Origin of the sequence: Micromonospora sp. NPDC048909 (genome assembly GCF_040649635.1) — a bacterium.
Lineage (GTDB): Bacteria > Actinomycetota > Actinomycetes > Mycobacteriales > Micromonosporaceae > Micromonospora.
In genome coordinates, this window is record NZ_JBEZFU010000012.1 from 98,740 (window position 1) to 120,513 (window position 21,774).

Consider the following 21,774-nt stretch of genomic DNA (forward strand, 5'->3'; position numbering starts at 1 on the left):
CGAGTCGTTCCTCGCTCAGCCCTGGCACCCAGCGGCCGGCCTTCCGGCGCCCGCCGTGGTGGACGCCGGGCGCAGGGCCGGTGGGGTCGCCGCCCGGGCGGACGGCCCGGTAGTTTCAAGGCCCAGCAGCTCCACCGTCGTCGATTGAGGTGGTCGGGTCACGTGTCGCAGGTCGAGAAGATCGCCGGTGAACTCCACGCGCTGACCGCCGGCGTCGAGCGAGCGCAGGGACTGACCGCCGCCGCCGACAACCAGGCCCAGGAGGTGGCGCTCCGGGCCGCCGGTGCCGGCTTCGCCGCCGTGGCGGCCGGCATGGCCCGGGTACGCAGCGCGATCGGCGACATCCGGGGCGGCCTGACCGCCCTCGCCGTCGCGGTCGACGAGGCCACCAAGGGCACTGCGAGCGTCCCGCGTGAAGCCACCCCGCAGGACACCATCGGTGCGCTGGCCCCCGTCCAGCAGGGCATCATCGGCGCCCGCGAGGCGTCCGCCGCGACCATCGCCCAGGTCGACGCGGCCAAGCAGCTCGCCGCCGCGCTCCTGCAGGGCGGGCAGCCCGGACCGATACTCCAGTCGCTGGAGAGCATCAAACAGGTCCTGGCCCTGATGACGCAGCGAGCCGTCACTGCCCAACAGACCGTCGAAGCGGCGATCGCCGAGGCGCGGCGGCTGGGGTCGGCGGGAAACTGACCGGGGCTGGCGGCTACCCACCGACCAGCCCTTCCACCGCCACCAGTGCCCTGCAAGCGACATCGCCCGGCCCGGAGAAACCTGACTCCGCCGACGCTCTCGGTGTGCCTTGGAGCAGGCGTCCTTCGGGCACACCCGGCGGCACACCGACAGGCAGGCGCACCAGGATCTCTCCAAACGAACTCCCCAAAGAGCACCGGTCGTTCGAGTTGGAGAACCAGTGCGCCGACACGATCGCCGAGCAGGGTTATCTGGTGCATCAGAATCCGACACAGCACGAAATTCTCGACGCCTGGCGGATCACCGGAGACGTCGGCGACCCCAAGCGGTCGCCTGACTATCTGATCGAGGGGCACGTCTTCGATTGCTACTCGCCCATGGGGCCAACTTCACCGCGTGCCGTCTCGAGTGCGGTCTCGAGAAAGGTCACCAGGTCGCAGACCCAACGTGTGGTGCTCAACCTGCACGACTGGCGTGGGGACCTGGGCGCCCTGCGGCAGCAGTTCGAAAAATGGCCGGTACCGGGGCTCAAGGAGTTGGTCGCGGTCACTCAGACCGGCAGAATTGTGCAGATTGTGCGGCGGGATTGAGGAGGGGGCGGAGTTGTCCATCGACTACGAGTTGACGCTTGCGGGCGACGTCCCGCTGGAGCGGGTGGCGGAGCTGATTGCGCCCGGTGCCGTCGAACTGTGGTCGCCAGCCGGTAACCGACTGCTGAGCACCGGCCCGGACGACGAATACGGGTACGGCGTCAGCATCACGTCCGGCAGCGACGGCTACTACGAGGCGGAGGATGGCGGCACCCAGTGGTACTGGGAACCCAAGCGGTATGTCGACATCACCTTCCACATGGACAAGGAGACGCTCGCCGAGCGGGGCCGGCCCAGCATGCTCCGAGCCGTGGCCAAGATCCTCAACAACCGGGACGAGGACGCGGCACTGGTGTTGAACAGCAACTGGTTGCTGCTGACGCGCCTGGGCGGAAGGCTCCGTAAGCACAACGCGGCCGACTGGTACGACGAGGCCTACGACGAGATCCTTCCCGGCTGACCGCGTAAGTCCCGGCTGGTGTTGGTTAGCGCTGAGTGATCCACTCCAAATCGGGGATATGGGGTGTCCGGCTGGGGCGGATACCGCGATGTCGGCGATCTGGAGTGGATCAGCGCGGGCCAGCGGGGCCAGCGCGGGTCGGTGAGGCCGGCGCAGGCCAGTGAGGCCGGCGCCGGCCAGTGCGGGTCAGTCGGTGGCCAGGTCGAGCTGGGTGATCTGGTCGGGGTCGGCGACCAGGTCGATGGCGGTGATCCGGCCGTCGGTGAAAGTGAACCGGACGACCACCCGCGGCTTGCCGCCGACCGCCCACACCGCGCCGGGCACCCCGTCGATGAGTGCCGGTCGCGCCGCCTGGGCCCGGCCCGAGAACGTGTCGGCGACCTTGGCCGCGCCGCGTACCTCTGGCAGGGAGCCGAAGGAGACGGCGGTGGCGTCGGCGCGCAGTACGACGTCCGGGTCGAGGACGGTGAGCAGCGAGGCGAAGTCGCCGCCGCGGGCGGCGGCGAGGAACGCGGCGACCACTTCGCGCTGACGTACCGGATCGGGGACGGCCGAGCCGCCCTGGACCCGGCGGCGGGCGCGGCTGGCCAGCTGCCGGGCGGCCTCCGGGGTCCGGTCGACGATCGGGGCGATCTCGTCGTACGGCAGGGCGAAGAGGTCGTGCAGCACGAACGCCAGCCGTTCGGCGGGGGTCAGCGTGTCGAGCACGACGAGCAGGGCGAGCCCGACCGAGTCGGCCAGCTCCGCCTCCTGTTCGGGGCCGGTGCTAGTGGCGACCTCGGGGAGCTGGTCGGCGACCAGGTCCTCGCGGCGGGTGGACCGGGATTCGAGCATGTTGAGGCTGACCCGGGCCACGATGGTGGTCAGCCAACCGCCGAGGTTCCGCACCCCGTCGGTGCCGGCCCGGCTGGCCCGTAGCCACGCCTCCTGAACGGCGTCCTCGGCGTCGCCGGCCGAGCCGAGCACCCGGTAGGCCACGGCCCGCAGGTGTGGCCGGTACGTCTCGAACTGCTCCGCCAACACAGTCTTCTCGTCCATCCGTCACGTTCTCCCATCGCGGCCGGTCACCTGTTATGACCGGCGCGATCGCTCCGGCGTGACGAGCAGAGGATCAGTTCCCATGACCGTAGGTATGCAGACATCGTCTACCCCGTCCGTGACCTGGCCCAGGCGAGGGGATTCTTCCAGGAGCTGCTGGGCCTGGCGCCGCACACCGACCAGCCGTACTACGTCGGCTTCACGGTGCACGGGCAGGAAGTGGGCCTCGACCCGAACGGCCACCGGAAGGGGATGACCGGGCCGGTCGGCTACTGGCACGTCGACGACCTCCGGGCCCGGGTGAAGCTGCTGCTGGATGCCGGTGCCGAGCAGGTGCAGGACGTCACCGATGTGGGCGGCGGGAAGCTGATCGCGACGGTGCGGGACGTAGACGGCAACGTCATCGGGTTGCTCCAGCCGGCCTGACCGCGCCGGCCCGGCGATCTCGCCGACACCGAGCGTCACGCCGTTGTCGGGGGCGTCCGTTACCGTCGGTAGGTCATGGAGGCGCGGGCCGGCGAGGCGATCATCGGGCGGGATCACCCCGCGGGGCTGCTGCGTGCCGAGCTCGACCGGGCGACCACCAGCCACGGCGGTCTGGTCCTGGTCACCGGCGAGCCGGGCATCGGTAAGACGACGCTGGTCACGGCGGCTGCGCGGGAGGCCCGCCGGCGGGGCGCGCTGGTGCTCGGGGCGGCCTGCTGGGATTCGGAGTCCGCCCCCGGCTACTGGCCGTGGGTGCAGGTGCTGCGCGGCCTGCGGCGCTCCGCCGACGACTGGGCGGTGGCGCGGCAGGCCGCCGAGCCCGCGCTCGCGGCGCTGCTCGGCGAGCCGGCCGGCGCCCCGACCGAGCTGACGAGCCCGACCGGGGTGCCCGGCCCGACCGAGCTGGCCGGCCCGACCGAGCTGGCCGGCCCGACCGAGCTGGCCGGCCCGACCGGTGGCGGCGCGGCCGGCGACGCCGATCAGGAGACGTTCGCCCTCTACGACGCGGTGACCACCGCGCTGGTCGCGGTCTCCCAGCACCGTCCGGTCGTGGTGGTCCTCGACGACCTGCACTGGGCCGACCCGGCCTCGTTGCGGCTGCTGGAGTTCGCCGCGCAGCACACCTGGTTCGAGCGGCTGCTGCTGATCGGCACCTACCGCGACGCCGAGGTCGAGTCGGGCGACCACCCGCTGCGCCCGCTGCTCATGCCGCTGCTGGCCAAGGCGACCACCGTCACCCTGACCGGGCTGTCCCGCGATGAGGTCGGCGCGCTGATGACGCGTACGGCGGGCCGGGAGCCGGACGCCGGGCTGGTCGACGAGGTGCACCGCCGTACCGGTGGCAACCCGTTCTTCGTCGAGCAGACCGCCCGGCTGTGGCGGGCCGACGGCGCGGCCGGCACGATCGCCCCGGGGGTACGCGAGGCGGTGCGCCGCCGTCTCGCCCAGCTTCCCGCGCCGGTGGTCGAGGCGCTGACCGTCGCCGCCGTGCTGGGTCGCGAGTTCCACCGTCAGGTCCTTGCCGCGTCCGCCTCGGCGCCGGTGGCCCAGGTCGACCGGTTCCTCGACCGCGCGGTCACGGCCCGACTCGTGGTGACCCGCGGCGGCGGCCGGTTCGCCTTCGCCCACGACCTGGTGCGGGAGACGCTCTACGACGGCCTCGCCGACGACGAGCGGCGCGTCCGGCACGCCGCCGTGGTGCGGGCGGTCGATGCTTCTACCGATCTGGCTGAGCGGCTGATCCCCGCCGACCTGGCCCGGCACGCCTACCTCGCAGGCAGCGCCCTCGACCCGTCCCGGGCAACCGACCTGCTGGTCGCGGCGGCGCGCTACGCGGGCGGGCGGCTGGCCGTCGACGAGTCGGTGGTGCATTTCCGCCGGGCGCTGGAGGTCGTCCAGGACCGGGCACACCAGGTGAAGATCATGGTGGAGCTGGCGCAGGCCCCGCTAGCCCACTCCGGCGCCTCTGACGAGGCTCGACAGCTTCTCGGCGAGGCGGCGGCGCTCGCCCGCACGGTTGAGGATCCCGTGGTGCTGGTCCGTGTCGCGCTCACCGTGCAACGGCACCGGCACGTCGGCGGCGGGCGCTCCGCCGAAGCGGAGGATCTGCTGCGAGAGGCGTACCGGCGGCTGATCGGTGAACCCGAGGCCGGCCTGCCGGTCAGCACGCTTGTCACCGATCTGATCACCGCGACCGAGACGCTGGCCCGCCGCGGCCAGGACGACGAGGCGCTCACCTTCAGTCTCTGGGCCCGGCACGACACCACCTGGGGGCTGGGCACGGCCGCCGACCGGGCCGCGCTCACCGCCGAGATCCGGGAGGTTGCCCGCCGGACCGGCGATGGGGAGACCGCGCTGTGGGCGACCTCGCTGCGCTGGGTCGCGCTGCTCGAACTCGGCGACCCGCGATACGCCGAGGAGCTCACTACCTTCGTCAGCCAGGGGCGAGCCGGCGACGTGGCCCGAAATCGGATGGCGGCGGCCATCGACGGCGGAATCATCGCCGGTTTCCGGGGCGACTTCGCCGGGGCAGACGAGCAGTTCACCGCCCTCGACGAGATCGGCGAGGTGCCACCGAGCGAACTCGCCTTCATGGTCCACCACCTGCGCTGGGCCCGGCTGGTGCTCCAGGGCCAGTTCGAGCAGATCGACGACCTTCTCGACGGGCTAGACGAGAACGCTTACCCCTACCTCGAGCTGGCTCGAGCGATCACCGCGGCCGAGCGTGGCGACCACGCGACGGCCGTCCGCGTCACCGCCGGCATCGAGGCCGCCGGCATCACGTACACCCGCCCGGTGTCGCCGTTGTGGTTGCGCCTGCGGGCCCAGGCCGCTGCGGCGTCGGGTGACCCGCGGCGCTGCGCCGAGGCGCGGGTGGCCCTGGCCCCGCACCGTGGGCAGTGGATGGTGGCGCTCTTCGGCTGCGACATAGGCGGCCCGGTCGACCACTGGCTGGCGGTGCTCGACGCCGGGCAGGAGCGCTGGGACGACGCTGTCGCCGGCTTCCAGGCGGCCCGGGACGCCGCCGACCGGATGGGATCTCGGCCCTGGTCGGTGATCGCCCGCGCCGGCCTGGCCGATGCGCTGGCCCGCCGCAACCACCCGGGTGACGCGAAGACGGTGCGGGCGCTGTGCGACGCCACTGGGCGTCAGGCGGCCATGCTCGGCATGCGGCACGTGCTCGACCGGCTGCCCGACCCGGCGACCCTCCGACCGGCCGGGCAGGCGGCTGCCGGGCCGCAGTCAGTCGGAGCGACAGCGGGGCCGCAGCCGGGCACGGCGCCGGCTGCGATGACCGGCGGGTTACCGCTGTACGAGGAGCTGCCACCGACGGCCATCAGCCGGCACCAGGACAGCGTGCTCGCCGGGGCTCCCCGCCGCTCCCGGACGGACGGAGCCGCCACCGGCACGGACCCCGTCGGGGCGAACGCCGTAACGGACCGGGCGGAAGCGGCTTTGACGGCGACCGCCGGCCCGAAACCGGGCGCCGCGGCCGTCGCGCCACCGGTCGCGCGCTACGAGTTCCGCCAGGACGGACCGGTCTGGCAGCTCGGCTACGCCGGCGTGGTCGTCCAACTGCCGGACGCCAAGGGCCTGCACGACCTGCACCTGCTGCTCGGCCGGCCGGGCAGCGACGTCCCTGCCGTGGAGCTGCTCGATCCGGCCGCCGGGCCGGAGCTGGTGGCCGCCCGCCGGCTGGGCGGCGATCCGGTGCTGGACGACGAGGCGAAGGCCCGCTACCGGCGGCACCTGGACGGGCTGGACGACGAGATCGACCGGGCCGCAGCGCGCGGTGACAACGCCAGGGTGGCCGCGCTGGACGCCGAGCGGGAGGCGCTCCTCGCCGAGCTGCGCGCCGCGGCCGGGTTGGCCGGTCGGACCCGCCGCCTCGGCGATGAGGCCGAACGCGCCCGCAAGACGGTGACCGCCCGGATCCGGGACACGCTGCGCAAGCTCGACGACCGTCACCCGGCGCTCGCCGCCCACCTGCGTGAGACCGTCTCGACCGGAGGTACCTGCCGCTACCTCCCGCCCGAGCCGATGCCCTGGCGGCTCTGAGGAGCGGGCGGCGTGCCAGCGGGATGGCAGGGCCGGCGTCGGGAAAGTGCTAAACGGTGCGGCCGAGGGCTGACGATGCCTCTCGTGCGTCGAGGAGCTCATTCCAGTGCTGCTGCGCCCAGGAGCACGCGGCAGCCATCGGTTCGAGGATGCTGTGGCCCAGAGGAGTCAGCTCGTACTCGACCCGCTGAGTGCTCCCGGCATGGGCGGTGCGCGTGATCAGGCCGTCGCGCTCGAGCGCCCGCAGCGACTGCGTGAGCACCTTCGCGGTGACGCCGCGAAGGGCGCCCCGAAGCTCCGAGAATCGCCGCGGCCCCGTTTCGAGACAGCGGATGATCATCGCCGCCCATTTGTCGCCGACCCGGATTGGCGAGAGGTCCGAAGGACAGAGCGGGTCGAACATGTCCGGATCGAGCGGCTCAGGCACGCATCCACGTTAGCCGGTATCCAGGTGGTAACCACCTGCCTGGTTAGCGTCCGGAAGGCGGCCGGCAGTCGGGACCGGCCTCGGACGCGAGGTGTGCGGATGAGCAGGATCATTGTCTTCGGTGCCGGTGGCCGGGCCGGTCGGGCGGCCGTGCACGAGGCCCGCCGCCGCGGCCATCAGGTCACCGCGGTGGTGCGTGACCCAGCCAGGTACGGCGACCTGGCGACAGATGACGTAACGGTCAGGGCCGGCGATGTCACGGACCCGGACAGCATCGCCCAACTCGCAAAGGGCCACGATGCCGCGATCAGCGCTGTCTACGACGCCGGCGTCCAGCCCGACGTCTTCTTCGCCGGCGCCGCCCGCGCCCTGCTCGACGGGCTGGCGGGGACAGGCGTGGACCGGCTGCTGGTAGTCGGCCTGGCCTCGGTACTGGAGACCGACTCCGGAACGCTGCTCATGGACACACCCGGCTACCCGCAGGAGTATCGCTTCTTCTACCTGGGACACGCGGCCGGAGTGCAGGTACTGCGCAGCGCCACCACCAGGGTGGACTGGCTGGTCATCAGCCCGGCTGGCGACTTCGACCACGGCGGCGCCAGCACCGGCCGGTACCGCACGGCTGTGGCCGAAGCGACCAGTCGCATCTCCTACGCCGACTTCGCTGTCGCCCTACTCGACGAGATCGAAGCCCCAAGCCAGCACCGGGTGCATATGGGCGTTGAGGAGGGCTGATGGCCTAAGTCGGTCGAGAGCGGACGGGCGCCGCCACGTCGGTGGCGGCGCCCGTCGGTCAGGGTCGGATCAGCGTCGGTTGTAGCGGTACATGGTGAGCGTGCCGAAGACGACCAGGAACCCGGCGCTCCACAGCAGCAGCCACATCATGTTCGTCGCGTCCGACGAGCCGGCCATCGCCGCGCGCACCGAGGCCACCAGGTGGGTGATGGGGTTGGCCTTCACGAACGCCTGCAGCCAACCGGGCATGGTGCTCGGCTCGACGAAGACGTTGCTGAGGAAGGTCAGCGGGAAGAGCACCATCATGCTCACCCCCATCACCGACTTCTCGCTGCGCAGGATCAGGCCGAAGAACGTCCAGACCCAGGAGAACGCGAACGAGAAGATCACCAGCAGGCCGATCCCGACGGTCACGCCGAGCACGCCGCCGTCCGGCCGGAAACCGAGCACCAGACCCACGCCGAGGATGACCAGCGCCGCCAGGATGTAGCGCAGCACGTCGCCGAAGATCATGCCGACCAGGGCGGCCGGCCGCCAGACCGGCAACGTCCGGAAGCGGTCGAAGATGCCCTTCTCGATGTCGGTGTTCAGCCCGACCCCGGTGTACATGGTGATCATCACGACGCTGGTCACCATGATGCCGGGCAGGAAGAACTGCAGGTAGTCCCGCGGGCTGTCGGCGAGCGCGCCACCGAACAGGTAGGTGAACATCAGCACCATGATGATCGGGAACGCGGTCACGTCGAAGAGCTGCTCCGGCACGTGCTTGATCTTCAGCATGGCCCGCCAGCCGAAGGTCAGCGACGCGGCCAGCGCGCTCGGCCTCGGCGGTCGGGCACCGGGCGCGAGGACCGTCGACAGCGCCTCGCTGGAGGGTACGTAGACGGACGGCGCCCGCCCGGTCGTGGTCGTGACGTCGCTCATCGGGCTGCCTCCAGCTGCTCGTCCCGCTCGTCGGCCGGCGTGGCGGGGTGGTCGGTCAGGGCCAGGAAGACCTCGTCCAGGCTGGGCTGGCCGAGGGAGAAGTCGTCGACGAGGATGCCGGCGCGGGCCAGGTCGGCCAGTGCCCGCGCGGCCTGCTCGCTGGCGGCCAGGCCGCTGCCCTCGCCGCCGACCCGCGCGGTCAGCGCGACCGGATCCGGTTCCAGCTGCACCGGTACGCCGAGCGCCGTGTGCAGCACCTTCTCCGCCTCCGGCCGCTGACCCGCGTCGCGCAGTCGCAGGTGGACGGTGCCGGAGCCGACCGACGACTTCAGCTCGCCCGGGGTGCCCTCCGCGATCACCCGGCCGTGGTCGACCACCGCGATCCGGCCGGCGAGCTGGTCGGCCTCGTCCAGGTACTGCGTGGTCAGCAGCACCGTGGTGCCGTGCGCCACCACCGCCCGCACGATCTCCCACACCTGGTTTCGGCTGCGCGGGTCGAGGCCCGTCGTCGGCTCGTCGAGGAAGAGCAGGTCGGGAGTGTTCAGGATGCTCGCGGCGATGTCGATGCGCCGGCGCATGCCGCCCGAGTACTTCTTCACCTGCCGGTCGCCCGCCTCGGTCAGGCCGAATGCGGCGAGCAGTTGGTCGGCGCGTTCCCGGGCGGCGGTCTTGCGCAGCCCGAGCAGTCGGCCGAGCAGCACCAGGTTCTCGATGCCGGTCAGGTCCTCGTCCACCGAGGCGTACTGGCCGGTCAGGCTGACCCGGGCCCGGACGGCGTCGGCCTGGGTGAGCACGTCGTGCCCGAACACGCGGGCCCGACCGCCGTCCGGGCGCAGCAGCGTGGCCAGCACCCGTACCGCGGTGGTCTTGCCGGCCCCGTTCGGGCCGAGCAGGCCGTAGACGGTGCCGGCGGGCACCTGCAGATCCATTCCGGCCAGCGCCCGGGTCTCCCCGAACGACCGGGTCAGGCCCTCGGCCTCGATGGCCAGGCCGGTCGTGCGCTTACTCATGATCGTTGCCTTCCTTCCAGGGAATTCAGGAGACGTACGGGCGCGCCGCGCGGCCCTCGCGCAACGCCAGGCCCCACCAGCAGAGCTGGTCGAGCAGGACGCGCGCGTCCTGGCGGTGCTGGTCGGCGTGCAGCGGCGTCGGCTCGCCACAGAGCAGGTCGACGCCGACGACGTCGCGCACCGTTGTCGCGTGCAGCGCGGTGAAGACCGTGCGGAGCTGGTCCACCGCGTGCAGGCCGGTGGAGCGGCAGCCGTACGCGACGAAGCCGACCGGTTTGGCCTGCCACTCGTCGTACGCGTAGTCGATCGCTTGTTTCAACGAGGCCGGGAAGCTGTGGTTGTACTCGGGGGTGACCACGGCGAACGCGTCCGCCCGGCGCACCTCCCCGACGAACGACCGCACGGCGTCGGTCGGCTCGGCCGGGTAGCTGGCCGGGAAGTCGTAGTCGGCCAGGTCGACGACGGTCACCGCGATGTCGTCCCGGCCGGTGGCCTGGTCGACGAACCAGCCGGCGACCGTGTCGCCCATCCGGCCCTCACGGGTGCTGCCGATGATCACGGCGAGCCGCAGCGGCGTCATGGTTCCCCCTCCCGGCGTCTCGGTCTCACCTCTGAGGCGCGAGAACCGCCAAACGCTCCGCTAGTTCCGATCTAGCGGACCGGGGACTCCTGTTTGATCATGAAGTCGTTGCCGCGACACGCCGCCACGGACGACACCAACTTCATGATCAACGGGGACTCTCGGTGGTGCTGTCGGTGGGGTCCGGTTGACTGGCGGGGACGGCGGGGCGGGGCTAGGAGGGGTGGGCATGGCGGGGGTACGGATCGTGCCGTGGGGTGAGGACGATCTTGAGTTGTTGCGGCAGCTCAATGCGCCGGAGATCCGAGCGCACACCGGCGGGCCCGAGACCGACGAGCAGGTGCTCGCCCGGCACGAGCGCTACGTGCGCTTCGGCGGCACCGGGCAGGGCTGCATGTACACGCTGGTGCTGCCGGACGGGGCGAGCGTGGGCAGCGTCGGTTACTGGGAGCGGGAATGGCACGGCGAGCAGGTCTACGAGCTGGGCTGGGCGGTGCTGCCCGGATACCAGGGGCGGGGGCTGGCCACCGCGGCGGTGCGCGCGGCGCTGGACGTCGCCCGCGCCCGGCGGACCCGCCGGTGGGCACACGCCTACCCGTCGGTCGACAATCCGCCGTCGAACGCGGTCTGCCGCAAAGCCGGCTTCACCCTGCTCGGTGAGACGGAGTTCGAGTACCCACCGGGCCAACTGATGCGCGCCAACGACTGGCGCCTCGACCTGACGGCCGGCGGCTGAGGCACGCCCGGGGGCGGCGACCACGCCCGCGACGAAAAGAGGGCGGCGCACCCCGGGGGCGGCGACCACCCCGGCGACGAAACGGGGCGGCGCGCCCGGGGGCAGCGATGACGCCCGCGACGGAAGCGGGGCGGCGTGCGCGGCGCAGTAGCATCTGAGCAATGCGGCACCTGGAAACCACCACCGGCCGTCGCCGCGCACCGGGCGCCGTGCGATGAGCGTCGACACCGAGACCGACACCGCCGTCAAGGCCACCGGCCTGACCGTCACCTACGGGTCGACCACCGTCCTCGACTCGCTGGACCTGCGGGTGCCCGCCGGCGCCGCGCTCGCCCTGACCGGCGAGAACGGGGTGGGCAAGTCCACCCTGCTGCGCTGTATCACCGGCCTGCAGGAGCCCTCCGGCGGCACGGTGGTCGTCTTCGGCGAGACACCCGGCCGGGGCGTCGCGTTCTGGCGCCAGGTGGCGACCACCGTCGAGTCGCCGTCCTGGTACCACGGCCTGACCGTGCGCGAGCACCTGGACCTGGTGCGGGTGGCCAACGGCGGCGACCCCGGCGACGGGCTGATCGACGAGATCTCCGCCCTGCTCGGCATCGCCGGCCTGGCCGACAGCCTTCCGCTCACGCTCTCCTCCGGCCAGCGGCAGCGCTTCCTGCTGGCGGCGACCTTCGTGCGCCCCAGCCGGCTGCTGGTGCTCGACGAGCCGGAACAACGCCTGGACACCGCCGTCAAGCGTGCCCTCGCCGCGCACCTGCGGGGCTACCTGGCGGCCGGCGGAACCCTGCTGATCGCGAGCCACGACGAGCAGTTCTGGCGCAGCGTCGGGGCGACCGAGGTCCTCCTGAGTCGGCCGGAGGGCTGATCCGGTGACCATGACCCAGGTGCCGGCCGCCACGCCGGCGGGAGGGCTGATGCGGTGACCATGACCCAGGTGCCGGCCGCCGCGCCGGCGGGAGGGCTGATGCGGTGACCACGACCCGGGTGCCGGCCGCCGCGCCGGCCGCACCCGCCGACATCCGGCGCCGGGTCCGGCGCATGCGGATCGCCGCCGTCGGCCGGGTCGACCCGTCCAGCGTCTACTGCGTGCTGCTCGCGATCGGCATGGCCGTGGCCCTGGTCTGGAAGCCGCTGGTCGGCGTGGTCTGGCCGACCGGCACCGGCCAGCCCTCGATCCTGGCGCCGGTCGGCGCGGCCCTGGTGCTGCTGGCGTTCTTCGGTGTGCTGCGCCAGCTCGGCCCGGTGGTGGTCAGCCGAGGGGACGCCACCTGGCTGCTGCCCGCGCCGGTGCCCCGGCGGACGTTGCTGACCCCGGCGCTGCTGCTGACCGCCTGCGCCGCGACCGTCCTCGGCGGCATGGTCGGGCTATCGCTCGCCGGCCGACTCACCGAAGGCCCGGCGACGGCGACCGCGATCCTCGCCGGTCTCGCCGGTGGTGTCGTCGCCGCCCTCCTGGTGGCGCTGCTCGCCCTGCACGGTCAGCGCCACCCGCGCACCGGCCGGACCCTCGACGTGGTCGCCGCTGGCACCGGCGCCGCACTCGTCGCCGCCGCGGCCGCCGCGCAACTGGCCGGCGGGTACGCCCTGCCGGTCGACCCACCGGCCGCGTCGACCGGGCTGCCGCTGGCGGGCGTGGCGCTGGCGCTCGACGTCGCCGCCGTCGGGTGGGCGTGGTGGCGACTGGACGGCTGGCCGACCCACCGGGTCGCGGAGGCCTCGGCGACCACCGGTGCCTACGCCGACGCGGCCTACGCGGTCGAACCGTCGTTCCTGAGCGAGCAGAGCGCCCGCCGGTACTGGCGGGGCCGGACCGGCATCCGCGCTTCCCGGCTGCTGCGCGCTCGCCGGTTGCCGCCGTTGGTGGCCCAGGATCTGCTGCACGTCAGACGTAAGCCGGGGCGGCTGGCGTGGCTGGTCGGCACCGCACTGGCGCCGACCGTCGTCGCCGACGGGCCGACCTGGCTGCTGATCGCTGTGCTCCTGATCGGCGTGCTGGCCGCCGCCAGCCTCACCGGCGAGTCGACGCACGCCGACGCGTCGAACCCGGCCGTGCTGCGGCTGCTCGGGCTCACCACTCTGCAGGTCCGCGCGCAGCGGCTGGTGGTTCCCACCGGGATCGCCGTGCTCTGGCTGCTGGCCGCCCTGGGTGTGTTGCAGGCCGCCGGAGGGCTCGCCGGCCCCTGGTGGGCGCTCGGCGTCGCGGCCGGCCCGTCGGCCGCCGTCGCCGCCCTCTACCGCGCCAAGATGAGCGCCGCCAGCATCGGCAACGTCTTCGTCGACACTCCGCTGGGGGCGTTTCCCAGCGGGATGCTGCTCTGGCTGGCCAACGGGGTGGACGTCGTGGCGGTGCTGACCCTGCCGGTGTCGATCGGCCTGGCCACGGTGCACGCCCCGGAGGCGCTCGGCTGGAACTGGGTGCTGGCGCAGGCGGCGGCGTCGGCCGCCGGCTGCCTCCTGCTGCTGCGCCGGTCCGCCGCCGGTACCGTCGGGGTGTGAGGGCGGGCCGGCCCGAGCCGGCCCACCCACCGGTCACCCGGCGACGGGCCGGTACGCGGCCAGCCGCTCCCGGGCCGCCGCGACCAGCGCCTCCGGGTCGTCGGCGTGGAAGCGCAGCTCGGTGACGGCCGCGCCGCGGGCCTTGCGGACCGGCACCGCGATCGGCTCGCGCAGCAGCACGTCGATGCTGGTCTGGCTACCCAGGCCGAGCATCAGCGTGACACCGGTGGCGTTCGGCTCCACCTGGGTCTGGCCCTCGGGGAGCATCGACCGGCGGTGGACCCGGACCGTCTCCACCGCGGACCACGGGATCGTGTAATCGAGGCTGATGCCGTTGCGGATCCGGATGCCGGCCTCGCCGACCACGTGCGGGTGCACCTTGAGGCTGGCGAGCAGGCCGAACATCCAGAACAGGCCGTAGATGCCGAGACCGAGCGCGATGTTCGAGACGAGCTCCCAGGGCAGGATCAGTTCCAGGATCGGGATCTCGATCGCGGAGACGATGATGAAGACCCACATCAGCGTCATCACCGCGCCGGTGTAGCCGAACGTCCGGTCGCCGGGCCGCAGCTTCTCCGGCCGGCGGAAGATCCACCGGTAGAGGCTGCGCCACAGGGCGATCTCGTAGCGGATTGCCGACCGCAGCAGCCGCAGCACCGTGCTCATCGGTCCTCCTCGCGTAGTTCGGGGGAGAGGCCCTGCTCACGCAGCCGGCACAGGATCTCGTCCAAGCCGGCGACGAAGGCGTCCAGCCGCTCGGCGGGCATCTGCCCGAAGAGCAGCTCGGCGAACTCCCGCTGGCCCTGCTCCAGCCCCACGACGGTGCTCAGACCGTGCGGGGTGAAGGTCACCAAGAAGGCTCGCCGGTCGGTGGGGTGCGGCTCCCGGGTGACGAAACCCGAGGCGACCAGGCCGTCGACCAGGCCGGTGATGGTCCGGGCGCTGACGCCGAGTGCCTCGGCCAGCTCCCGCTGCGGCACGGGGCCGGTGCGGCGCAGCGTCCAGAGCAGGGTGGCCCGGGACTCGGTGAGCCCGTCCCGAGCCAGCCCTCGGCTCATGTCGTCGCCAAGCACCACGACCAGCTCCAGCACACGGTCCAGCGCGGCGGTCCACCGCTCCCGATCCGACACCGTTACCTGCCTTCATAGTGAGCTCGCATCACTATGTTGCCACGTAACGGTCTGTTCTTGCCACCGGCCCCGGGGGCCGCTGTCGACTCCAGGTCGACCGCAGCCAGCGACTCGTCCCGGCTGCGCCACCGAGGAGGCCCCGACCAGCAGATCCACCTTCGCCACGCCCAGCCGCTCCCGGCTGCGCTCCGCCGACTGTGTCAGCGGGCCACACGTTGTTGGCCGGCCGGAGTTGGAGCGTCTCTGATGTTTGGACCAGTTCGTCCGGGGTGCGCACCGTCAGGTGGAGAGACACCCTTCCAATGTAGATCTGGGCTACGTATAGTGTTGAGCAGCACTACTCATTTTAAGGAGATAATCCATGAAGCTTCGTCCGGCCGAAGTGCTCACGCGTGTCGCATTGATCGGGATGGGTGCCTTCACCGCGGTTCCGGTGCTGTCGGTGTTCCAGCCGGCGCAACTGGAGTCCACCTACGGAGTCACGAATCTCGAGCCGATGGTGTTGACCCTGCTGCAGCACCGGGGCGTGTTCCAACTCCTGGCAGGGGTGGCGATGGTGTGGGCCGCTTTCCGGCCGGACGTTCGGGTGCCCGTCGCCGCGGCGGTCATCGTGGCCAAGGGGTCGGCGTTGACCTTGACGGTCACGCGTCCGGAGGCGCAGGCGTTGGCGAGTACCGGTATCCAGGTCGTCGACGCCATCTGCATCGCCCTTCTCGCGGTGATCGCCATCCGATCGGTACGCGACGGCCGTCGGGTCGTGGCCGGCCGGAAGGACGCCGTCGTCGGGGCACCCGCGTCATGACCCGAAGCCGGCGTACCAAGATCGTCCGCGGCGTCCTGGTCGCGGCGGGGTCCCTCCTGGCGGTGTCGGTGTTGGCCGTCGCGGTGTTCCTCGGCGCGGTGCCCGCACCCGTGTCGGACTTCAGCCCGTCACCATGGACGCCGCCAGCGGGATTCGAAATCGAGGCTGGATCTCGCACGGCCGCCAATGCCGCCCCGCTCTCTACCGACTCGCCCTACGGTCCCGAAGACATCGCCATCGATCACAACGGCTCCGCGTACACCGGGGATCGGGACGGCAGGATTCTGCGCATCGGCCCCGACGGCAACTCGACAGTGTTCGCCAACGTCGGCGGGCGTCCCCTCGGCCTGATCTTCGACGCTCAGCAGAACCTGCTCATCGCCAACCACGGCATCGGCCTGCAGTCCGTGTCGCCCGAAGGGGCGGTCACGGTGCTGGCGTCCGAGGCCGCCGGTCGCCCCATCCTGTTCGCGAACGACCTCGTCATCGCCTCCGATGGCCGGGTTTGGTTCACCGACTCCAGCGCCACCTACAACACGACGACCCTCGGCGACTCCCCGTCGTACCTCCTGCCCGACCTAGTGGATGGTCGTCCCACGGGGCGTCTCCTAGTCTTCGACCCGACGTCCGGCATCACCGAGCAGGTGCTGACCGACCTGTACTTCCCCAACGGCATCGCGTTCCCCGCCCACGGACGCACTCTTTGGATCGCCGAGTCGAACCGGTACCGCATCCTCGAGTACGACCTCACCACCAGGGACCGCAGAGTGCTGGTCGACGCGCTGCCCGGAGTGCCCGACGGCATCAACCTCGACCGCGACGGGTCGATGCTCGTCGCGCTCTACGACCGCTCAGCAGCCCTCGACCGGTTCGTCCTCCCCACCACGCTCGGCAGGCAGATCATGATCCGCCTGCCGAACTCGCTCTTCGTCAACGAAGAAGATCCACTGACCGGCGGGGTGCTCGTTCTCGAACCGGACGGCAGGGTGCGGCACTGGCACACCGGGCTCAGTCCCGCCGCCACCAACGTCGTACCCTACGAGGGCCGCTGGTACCTCGGCGCGCTGCTCGAGCAGCCGTTGCGCGCCATGATGGCACCACAGTGACGGCGGCGCCGGCGACGTCGTCCGGAACCGTCGAGGCGGATCTGGTCTCGCGGAAGGAGGCCGACATGCGGATGGCGGAACTCAGCCGGCGATCCGGGGTACCAATCCAGACAATCCGCTACTACCAACGCGAAGGCCTGCTGCCCGCGGGTCAGCTCACCAGCCCCAACCAGGCCGTCTACGACGAATCGCACGTACGGCGGCTCGGCCTGATCCGCGCGATGGTCGAGGTCGGTGAGATGCCCATCGCCGCCGTCCGAGCACTGTTCCAGTGCCTGGAGGCGAATGACGGCGACGAGTTCCTCACCCTGGGGCTCGTGCAGTACGCGCTCGTACGCGACGTGACAGCCGTCCATCCGGTACCCACTGACTCGGTCGACGATCTCCTCAACGAGCTCGACTGGCGGGTGCGTCCCGCCAATCCTGCACGAAATGTGCTGGCAGCGGCCCTCGGCACCCTCGAACGCCTCGGGCAGCAGGACGTGCTCGCCCTGCTCAAGCGCTACGCGACCGCCGTCCACGAGCTCGCCGAAACCGAGGTACGACTGGTCCTGGACCGGGAAGGGCTCGACGAACGCGCCGAAGCGGTCGTCACCGTCGGTGTCCTCGGCGACGCCATCCTTACCGCGCTGAGGAAACTCGCCCAGGAGGATGTCACCACGCGCATGATCGGCGCGGCTCGGAACGACGGCGCGGCCGGGCCGACGCCCTCGCCCTGACACCTGGCAAGGCGGCCACCAAGCCCCGGTAGCTCGGCTGGGGAAAGCGCCGCCTCGACAAGGCGGAGGTTCGACCTCCTCGAGGCACACCCTGGAGCAGTCGACTAACCGGCAGGTCCCCGCCCATTTCAAGGCGGATCTGTGCAGGTTCGAACCCCGTCGGCACTGGAAGTCAACTCCTCACCACGGCAGCACGCCGTATCCGCCGTCACCGTCGGCGAGGTGGCCCCAGAGTTGCCCGGTCGGACCGTCCGCGGGCAGCGTCGCCAGGTGCACACTCACCTCGGCGCCCTGATCCGGGCTTCGGAAGCCACTGTTGCCGTTCAGGTCGGTGGCGCAGTAGCCCGGGTTCGCCGCGTTCACCTTGATCGGGGTGTCCCGCAGCTCCTTGGCGTACATCGCGGTGACCATGTTCAACGCCGTCTTCGACGACGGGTACGGCACCGAGGTCAACGGGGCGAGAAAGCTCTCCGGGTCGGTCATGGTGGTGATCGAGCCGACCTCGCTGGAGACGTTCACGATCCGGCCCGCGGGCGCCCGGCGCAGCAGCGGCAACACCGCGTTGGTCACCGCGACCACCCCGAAGACGTTCGTCTCGTACACCCGGCGCAGCGTCGCCAGGGTGGTCTCGCTGGGCAGCGCCCGCGCTCCGTCGCCGAGAATGATCCCGGCGTTGTTGACCAGCACGTCGAGGCGGCCGTACTCCTCCTCGACCAGCTTCACGGCGGCGGCCACCGAGGCGGCGTCGGTGACGTCCAGCGGCACGAAGCGGGCGTCCGCCCCGCCGGTGCGCAGCTCCCGCTCCGCCGCCTGCCCCCGTTCGGCGTTGCGGGCGCCCACCAGCACGGTCATCCCGAGGCCGCCGAGCTGCCGGGCGGTGGCGAGTCCGATTCCCTTGTTGGCCCCGGTGATCAGGGCGATCATGTTCGTCATGCGCTCGACGCTGCCCGCCCGCCCGGGGCGGCGGGAGAGGTCGGCCGAGGCTGGTACCGGCGGTACCACCCAGCTCGGCATTGGCTGGGGCAAGCTGGAGAGCATGACCAGCACCGGCCTGCGCCGCGACGAACTGGCGGCATTTCTGCGCAGCCGCCGCGCCCGGCTGCGCCCCGCCGAGGTCGGCCTCCCCGACGGGGTACGCCGCCGCACGCCCGGCCTGCGCCGGCAGGAGGTGGCCCAGCTCGCCGGCATGTCGATCGACTACTACATCCGGCTGGAGCAGGGCCGCGGCCCGCACCCGTCCCGGCAGGTGCTCGCCGCGCTGGCCCGAGCCCTGCTGCTCAGCCGGGACGAGCGCGAGTACCTGTTCCGGGTGGCAGGGGAGACCCCGCCACCGACCGCCGGGCCCAGCCGCGAGGTGCCCCCGGGGCTGCGGCACCTGATCGACGCGATGACCGAGACGCCGGCATACCTGGTCGACGCCAGCTACCAGGTGCTGGCCTGGAACCGGCTGGCCTCGTACTTCGTCGGGGACCTCTCGGTGGTGCCCGAGTCGGACCGCAACATGATCCGTTGGACGTTTCGTCAGTCCGCCGACGACGGCCACTGGAACGACCCGGAGACCGTGCGGTTCGTCCGCACCTCGGTCGCCGACCTGCGCGCCGCGTACGGCCGCTACCCCGGCGACCGGACCATCCAGCAGCTGGTCACCGAGCTGCTCGGCACCTCACCGCGGTTCGCCCGGCTCTGGGCCGAGCACGACGTGCAGGAGCGCCGGCCGATCGTCAAGCGGGTGCCGCACCCCGACCTCGGGCCGCTGGAGTTCGAGTGCCGGGTGCTGCACGTCCCGGAGACGGACCAGCGGCTGATCGTCTATGTCCCGGAGCCCGGCTCGCCCACCCAGGCGGCCTTCCGCGGGCTCGCCGAGCGCGTCGGTTCCTGACCCACCAGCCCCTCACCGTGGGCGGTACGCCGGTAGAGCACGGTGTGCCGGTCCCGGTCGCGCAGCACCAGGCCGGAGCGGAGCAGCACCCCCAGGTGGTAGGAGACGGTGGCCGGGGACAGCCGGCGCCGCTCGCTCAGCTCCCGGGTGGACCTGGGCACGTCCAGGTCGGCCAGGATCGCCGCCCGGCTCGCGCCGACCAGGTCACCGAGCCGACCCGGCCGGCACTGGTGCACCGGCCCGGCGCCGACCGGGTAGACCAGCACCGCGTTGCCGGCGTCGCAGAGCTGTGTCGAGAGCCGCGGCCAGGCCAACGCCGACGGCGCGAGCACCAGCTCCGCGCCGGCCAGTGCGGTGGTGACCTGGAAGGAGCTGTCGATGGTCAGCGACCGGCCGGTCCAGCCCACCCTCGGATGCAGGTTGTTCAGCACGCTGCCCACTCCGGTGGTCGCCATGGTGGTGGCCTGCCGGGCCAGCTCCGCCTCCAGCGTGGCCCGCAGCACCGGCCACTGCTCGGCCAGCGCGGCCTGCCAGAAGTACCGCAGCCCGTCGGCGACCCGTCGGGCGAGGACGCCCTCGTCCAGGGCCGCCCGGACGCTCGTCGGCAGCCCACCGTCGGGGAACCGGGCCGCCACCTGCACGGCCACCTCGCCGGAGGGGGTCGCCGCGGTGGCCGCCAACTGCTCGTCGAACACGGCGTCGGGTGAGCCCAGCGGCGGCTTCGGGGTGAGCAGGTCCGGCGTGTAACCGGTCCGACCGGGCGGCGTCACCAGCTCCGCGACCAGGGCCACGTCGGGATGGCGCAGCGCGGCGCGGGCGGCCGGCCCCGGGTCGCCGTGCACCGGATGCCCGAACCGCGACAGCGCGGCCTGCAGCCAGGACGTCACCTCCGCCGCCGGCGAGACCGCCAGCCGGAGTCGGGCGAGGCTCGGGCCGTCCAGATGCGCGACCATCACAGCGCGGATCGTACAAGCAGCCGAGTCGATGGACTGTCGGCATTCGAACCCGGTCGAATCACTACCCGGACGCACCGTGGGCCGGGTTGGCTGCCCCTCGCAGACCCACTCGTAGCCAAGGAGCACCCGATGCGTTCACCCGCCTTCCTTCCCGGCCGGCTCGGCCGTACCGTCGCCCTGCTCGGGCTCGCGGCCGGCCTGCTGGCCGTGGCCCCCGCGGCCGTCTCGGCCGCCGCCCCCGGCCCGACCGCCGGCGACGACGCGTCCGCCGGGCACGGCGACGACGCGTACCGCGGCTGCGAGCGGGCCTTCGACCGCGCGGTCCGGGCGTACGTGGACACCACCGCCCGACGCGACCTGGACGGCTTCGCCGCGCTGCTGCACCCCGATGTCACCTCCGTCTTCGCCTCCGACGGGGAGGTCCTGGACGGCAAGCGGGCCACCGTGGACTGGCTGCGCGGGTTCTTCGCCGACGACTCCTGGACCCAGTCGTTCAGCGTCGCCAAGCGGACCGTGGTGGGCTGCCGCACCGGGTTCGTGCTCTTCGACTCCGTCTACGCGGTGCCGGCGAGCGGTACCCGGGTGCCGCTGCTGATCGGGGTCAGCTTCACCTACCAGCACGGCCGGTGGCTGGTCCTGCAGAACCAGGACTCCGTCGGCCGCATCTGACCGGGGGGTGTCCCGGGGGGAGGGGCGGGGATGCGGCGGTTGCGCGTCCCCGCCCCACGGCGGCGCTCAGGCGATCTTCTCCAGGGCCGCCGTGGCGAGCGGGGCGATCTTCGTCAGCAGCGCGGCGCCGGCGGCGAGGTCCCCGTCCTCCGCCGAGGCGTCCACCTCCAGCACGAAGTTGCCGCGGGTCATGAAGAGCGTGCACTGGTGTCGGGTCGACTCGCCCTTCAGCCGCTCGCAGAACGTGATCACGTCCGGGCCGTTCGGCACCGGCGGCGGGGACGGCTGCACGATCGTCGAGGTGCGCCCGTCGTTCGGCACCTCGTACTGCTTGCACGTCTTGAGGACCGACCGCAGCTCGTCGGCGAGCTTGCGGCCCGGCACCTTCAGGTAGCCGACCACGTACTGCCGGATCCACACCGTGTCGCCGTCCCAGACCCGCTCCCGGTAGGCGGTGCGCTTGCGATCCGACGGCAGGCCGTCCCGGCACAGCGAGATCAGCTTCCACGCGTCGGTGTTCTCGTCGGTGTAGGCGGCCGTCTCGGGGTGGAACGTCGCGTCCAGGTCGAGCATGGCAGCAGTCACCCGGGTGCGTGCCTCGGCGGTGGAGGTCGGTGCCGGGCGGGGTGGCGGCGGGGTCGGCGACGCGGAGGTCGGCGCGGACCAGCGGGGCGCCTCGGCGGCCTGGCTCGGGCCGCACGCCGCGGGGCTGAGCAGGAGCAACGACAGCAGGACCAGCGGAGCACGGCGGAGCAGCATCGCGGCGGGAGGTTCCTTTCGTCG

The 21,774-nt window shown here is 72.2% G+C and carries 24 protein-coding genes; 14 read left to right on the forward strand and 10 right to left on the reverse strand.

What is annotated here, in order from left to right; genetic code table 11:
- Window positions 1-162 precede the first annotated feature (162 nt).
- The 3 genes from AB0C04_RS26810 (at window position 163) to AB0C04_RS26820 (ending at window position 1,740) form a co-directional block, all read left to right on the forward strand.
- Window positions 163-690: a DUF6244 family protein gene (locus AB0C04_RS26810; RefSeq protein ID WP_357059571.1), complete on the forward strand. Its 528-nt coding sequence runs from the start codon at window positions 163-165 to the stop codon at window positions 688-690.
- Window positions 691-899: 209 nt separating this feature from the next.
- Window positions 900-1,280, forward strand: coding sequence for a hypothetical protein (locus AB0C04_RS26815; RefSeq protein WP_357059574.1), 381 nt, complete (start codon window positions 900-902; stop codon window positions 1,278-1,280).
- A 13-nt stretch (window positions 1,281-1,293) separates the two neighbouring features.
- Window positions 1,294-1,740, forward strand: coding sequence for a SitI3 family protein (locus AB0C04_RS26820; protein ID WP_357059577.1), 447 nt, complete (start codon window positions 1,294-1,296; stop codon window positions 1,738-1,740).
- A gap of 186 nt (window positions 1,741-1,926) precedes the next feature.
- Here the strand turns inward: AB0C04_RS26820 and AB0C04_RS26825 are convergent, their stop codons facing one another.
- A complete protein-coding gene (locus tag AB0C04_RS26825; protein ID WP_357059579.1) occupies window positions 1,927-2,778 on the reverse strand; it encodes a sigma-70 family RNA polymerase sigma factor in 852 nt (283 codons plus the stop codon).
- 102 nt (window positions 2,779-2,880) lie between these two features.
- Between AB0C04_RS26825 and AB0C04_RS26830 the strand changes: the two genes are divergently transcribed.
- Window positions 2,881-3,204 (forward strand): VOC family protein, encoded by a 324-nt coding sequence (locus tag AB0C04_RS26830; RefSeq protein WP_357059780.1) that lies wholly within the window; start codon window positions 2,881-2,883, stop codon window positions 3,202-3,204.
- 75 nt (window positions 3,205-3,279) lie between these two features.
- Window positions 3,280-6,822 carry an AAA family ATPase gene (locus AB0C04_RS26835; RefSeq protein WP_357059581.1) on the forward strand — a complete coding sequence of 1,181 codons (3,543 nt, stop codon included), beginning with the start codon at window positions 3,280-3,282 and terminating at the stop codon, window positions 6,820-6,822.
- 49 nt (window positions 6,823-6,871) lie between these two features.
- On the opposite strand, the gene AB0C04_RS26840 is transcribed toward AB0C04_RS26835, so the two are convergent.
- A complete protein-coding gene (locus AB0C04_RS26840) occupies window positions 6,872-7,249 on the reverse strand; it encodes a helix-turn-helix domain-containing protein (protein WP_357059584.1) in 378 nt (125 codons plus the stop codon).
- 99 nt (window positions 7,250-7,348) lie between these two features.
- Between AB0C04_RS26840 and AB0C04_RS26845 the strand changes: the two genes are divergently transcribed.
- A complete protein-coding gene (locus AB0C04_RS26845; RefSeq protein WP_357059587.1) occupies window positions 7,349-7,984 on the forward strand; it encodes an NAD(P)H-binding protein in 636 nt (211 codons plus the stop codon).
- A gap of 69 nt (window positions 7,985-8,053) precedes the next feature.
- On the opposite strand, the gene AB0C04_RS26850 is transcribed toward AB0C04_RS26845, so the two are convergent.
- From AB0C04_RS26850 to AB0C04_RS26860, 3 genes are read right to left on the reverse strand one after another with little or no spacing between them, the layout of a single operon-like run.
- Complete coding sequence (locus AB0C04_RS26850) at window positions 8,054-8,908, reverse strand: ABC transporter permease (protein WP_357059589.1); 855 nt, start codon at window positions 8,906-8,908, stop codon at window positions 8,054-8,056.
- Window positions 8,905-9,918 (reverse strand): ATP-binding cassette domain-containing protein, encoded by a 1,014-nt coding sequence (locus AB0C04_RS26855; protein WP_357059592.1) that lies wholly within the window; start codon window positions 9,916-9,918, stop codon window positions 8,905-8,907. Before AB0C04_RS26855 ends, AB0C04_RS26850 begins: the two co-directional genes overlap by 4 nt.
- A 25-nt stretch (window positions 9,919-9,943) precedes the next feature.
- Complete coding sequence (locus AB0C04_RS26860; RefSeq protein ID WP_357059596.1) at window positions 9,944-10,498, reverse strand: NAD(P)H-dependent oxidoreductase; 555 nt, start codon at window positions 10,496-10,498, stop codon at window positions 9,944-9,946.
- Window positions 10,499-10,727: 229 nt separating this feature from the next.
- Between AB0C04_RS26860 and AB0C04_RS26865 the strand changes: the two genes are divergently transcribed.
- The 3 genes from AB0C04_RS26865 (at window position 10,728) to AB0C04_RS26875 (ending at window position 13,730) form a co-directional block, all read left to right on the forward strand.
- Window positions 10,728-11,234 (forward strand): GNAT family N-acetyltransferase, encoded by a 507-nt coding sequence (locus AB0C04_RS26865; RefSeq protein ID WP_357059598.1) that lies wholly within the window; start codon window positions 10,728-10,730, stop codon window positions 11,232-11,234.
- Between the two features lie 214 nt (window positions 11,235-11,448).
- Window positions 11,449-12,099: an ABC transporter ATP-binding protein gene (locus tag AB0C04_RS26870; protein ID WP_357059600.1), complete on the forward strand. Its 651-nt coding sequence runs from the start codon at window positions 11,449-11,451 to the stop codon at window positions 12,097-12,099.
- 173 nt (window positions 12,100-12,272) lie between these two features.
- Entirely contained in the window at window positions 12,273-13,730 is a 1,458-nt protein-coding gene (locus tag AB0C04_RS26875; protein WP_357059783.1) for a DUF6297 family protein, read from the forward strand.
- Between the two features lie 33 nt (window positions 13,731-13,763).
- Here the strand turns inward: AB0C04_RS26875 and AB0C04_RS26880 are convergent, their stop codons facing one another.
- Complete coding sequence (locus tag AB0C04_RS26880) at window positions 13,764-14,396, reverse strand: PH domain-containing protein (RefSeq protein WP_357059603.1); 633 nt, start codon at window positions 14,394-14,396, stop codon at window positions 13,764-13,766.
- Window positions 14,393-14,860 carry a MarR family transcriptional regulator gene (locus AB0C04_RS26885; RefSeq protein ID WP_357059606.1) on the reverse strand — a complete coding sequence of 156 codons (468 nt, stop codon included), beginning with the start codon at window positions 14,858-14,860 and terminating at the stop codon, window positions 14,393-14,395. The genes AB0C04_RS26880 and AB0C04_RS26885 overlap by 4 nt, the downstream gene beginning before the upstream one ends.
- Before the next feature lie 361 nt (window positions 14,861-15,221).
- Between AB0C04_RS26885 and AB0C04_RS26890 the strand changes: the two genes are divergently transcribed.
- The 3 genes from AB0C04_RS26890 to AB0C04_RS26900 are packed head-to-tail and all read left to right on the forward strand — an operon-like array spanning window position 15,222 to window position 17,487.
- Entirely contained in the window at window positions 15,222-15,662 is a 441-nt protein-coding gene (locus AB0C04_RS26890; protein ID WP_357059609.1) for a hypothetical protein, read from the forward strand.
- Window positions 15,659-16,768 carry an SMP-30/gluconolactonase/LRE family protein gene (locus AB0C04_RS26895; protein ID WP_357059612.1) on the forward strand — a complete coding sequence of 370 codons (1,110 nt, stop codon included), beginning with the start codon at window positions 15,659-15,661 and terminating at the stop codon, window positions 16,766-16,768. The genes AB0C04_RS26890 and AB0C04_RS26895 overlap by 4 nt, the downstream gene beginning before the upstream one ends.
- Entirely contained in the window at window positions 16,765-17,487 is a 723-nt protein-coding gene (locus tag AB0C04_RS26900) for a MerR family transcriptional regulator (RefSeq protein ID WP_357059615.1), read from the forward strand. Before AB0C04_RS26895 ends, AB0C04_RS26900 begins: the two co-directional genes overlap by 4 nt.
- Window positions 17,488-17,667: 180 nt before the next feature.
- Here AB0C04_RS26900 and AB0C04_RS26905 read toward each other — a convergent pair whose 3' ends face one another.
- Window positions 17,668-18,420, reverse strand: a complete 753-nt coding sequence (locus tag AB0C04_RS26905) for an SDR family oxidoreductase (RefSeq protein WP_357059618.1) — start codon at window positions 18,418-18,420, stop codon at window positions 17,668-17,670.
- On the opposite strand from AB0C04_RS26905, the gene AB0C04_RS26910 reads away from it, so the two are divergent.
- Window positions 18,419-19,366, forward strand: a complete 948-nt coding sequence (locus AB0C04_RS26910) for a helix-turn-helix transcriptional regulator (protein ID WP_357059621.1) — start codon at window positions 18,419-18,421, stop codon at window positions 19,364-19,366. The two genes, AB0C04_RS26905 and AB0C04_RS26910, sit on opposite strands and share 2 nt — an antisense overlap.
- On the opposite strand, the gene AB0C04_RS26915 is transcribed toward AB0C04_RS26910, so the two are convergent.
- Window positions 19,297-20,319 carry a winged helix-turn-helix domain-containing protein gene (locus tag AB0C04_RS26915; protein ID WP_357059786.1) on the reverse strand — a complete coding sequence of 341 codons (1,023 nt, stop codon included), beginning with the start codon at window positions 20,317-20,319 and terminating at the stop codon, window positions 19,297-19,299. The genes AB0C04_RS26910 and AB0C04_RS26915 overlap by 70 nt on opposite strands.
- Before the next feature lie 132 nt (window positions 20,320-20,451).
- Here AB0C04_RS26915 and AB0C04_RS26920 point away from each other — a divergent pair, with 132 nt between their 5' ends.
- The gene (locus AB0C04_RS26920) at window positions 20,452-20,991 is read left to right on the forward strand and encodes a nuclear transport factor 2 family protein (RefSeq protein ID WP_357059623.1); all 540 of its coding nucleotides are present in this window, start codon (window positions 20,452-20,454) and stop codon (window positions 20,989-20,991) included.
- Window positions 20,992-21,057: 66 nt separating this feature from the next.
- On the opposite strand, the gene AB0C04_RS26925 is transcribed toward AB0C04_RS26920, so the two are convergent.
- Entirely contained in the window at window positions 21,058-21,750 is a 693-nt protein-coding gene (locus AB0C04_RS26925; RefSeq protein ID WP_357059626.1) for a hypothetical protein, read from the reverse strand.
- Between the last annotated feature and the right edge of the window lie 24 nt (window positions 21,751-21,774).